The sequence below is a fragment of the Chryseobacterium metallicongregator genome, from assembly GCF_031324065.1.
Classification (GTDB): Bacteria; Bacteroidota; Bacteroidia; order Flavobacteriales; family Weeksellaceae; genus Chryseobacterium; species Chryseobacterium metallicongregator.
In genome coordinates this window covers 1-1,373 of the sequence record NZ_JAVIXS010000029.1, presented here as the reverse complement: position 1 = coordinate 1,373, position 1,373 = coordinate 1, and the positions used below count along the sequence as shown (strand labels likewise).

Annotated in this window: 2 tRNA genes and 2 rRNA genes; all 4 read right to left on the bottom strand. The window is 45.3% G+C overall.

From position 1 onward, the window contains the following. Positions 1–346, bottom strand: a 23S ribosomal RNA gene (locus REB14_RS24095); the annotation flags it as partial. A gap of 153 nt (positions 347–499) precedes the next feature. Beyond that, positions 500–573: transfer RNA gene (locus REB14_RS24090), tRNA-Ala, on the bottom strand. A gap of 94 nt (positions 574–667) precedes the next feature. Beyond that, positions 668–741: transfer RNA gene (locus REB14_RS24085), tRNA-Ile, on the bottom strand. Between the two features lie 196 nt (positions 742–937). Further along, a 16S ribosomal RNA gene (locus tag REB14_RS24080) occupies positions 938–1,373 on the bottom strand; the annotation flags it as partial.

Genomic DNA, 1,373 nt, shown 5'->3' with positions numbered 1-1,373 from the left:
CATTTATCATCTTAATATGCCTTTCATATACGGGGCTATCACCCTCTACGGCTGTTCTTTCCAGAACATTCTATTAAACATAAAAAGACTTTTGGGCTAATCCGCTTTCGCTCGCCACTACTTACGGAATCTCTTCGATTTCTTTTCCTCCGGGTACTTAGATGTTTCAGTTCTCCGGGTTTGCTCCTCTTACGAGGTGACATGTCTTCAACATGCCGGGTTGCCCCATTCGGATATCTGCGGATCAATTCGTGTGTGCCAATCCCCGCAGCTTTTCGCAGCTTACCACGTCCTTCGTCGCCTCTGAAAGCCTAGGCATCCGCCATACGCCCTTAACGATTTCTTTCCTATTGGTTACTCAAGCGCTTTATGCGCTCGGTTTTCTCTTTGTGATGTCTTTACCGTTAATGTCAATGATCTTAATTTCTTTCTTTCAAACTGATGAACAAATGTTGTTTTTGGCTCCATTCGTAACTTTTAAATCAGTCGTCCAAAACTGTGGAGAATAAGGGAGTCGAACCCTTGACCTCCTGCGTGCAAGGCAGGCGCTCTAGCCAGCTGAGCTAATTCCCCCTCTAGTTGTTGCTAGTTTTTAGTTATTAGTTGTTAGTATTTAGCTATCGCATTACCTAATCCCTAATTCCTATTACCTAACTCCTTTAATTAGTAGTCTCGGGCAGGCTCGAACTGCCGACCTCTACATTATCAGTGTAGCGCTCTAACCAGCTGAGCTACGAGACTTTTTATGAGTAATGGGTGATGAGTAATAAGTAATACTTTTCCTCTTCTTCATTTCTCAATCTCTTCCCTATACTAATTTCTAGTGGGTTTTGTATTTTTAATATAAATCAACCAAACAAAAAACTAAAGCTATGGCTTTAAGTAAGTATTATGTATCTTACGATACTGATTTTGTTTAACGTCTTAAGACGCTCTAAAATGAGATGTTCCAGCCGCACCTTCCGGTACGGCTACCTTGTTACGACTTAGCCCTAGTTACCTGTTTTACCCTAGGCAGCTCCTGTTACGGTCACCGACTTCAGGTACCCCAGACTTCCATGGCTTGACGGGCGGTGTGTACAAGGCCCGGGAACGTATTCACCGCGCCATGGCTGATGCGCGATTACTAGCGATTCCAGCTTCATAGAGTCGAGTTGCAGACTCCAATCCGAACTGAGACCGGCTTTCGAGATTTGCATCACTTCGCAGTGTAGCTGCCCTCTGTACCGGCCATTGTATTACGTGTGTGGCCCAAGGCGTAAGGGCCGTGATGATTTGACGTCATCCCCACCTTCCTCTCTACTTGCGTAGGCAGTCTCACTAGAGTCCCCAACTTAATGATGGCAACTAGTGACAGGGGTTGCGCTCGTTGC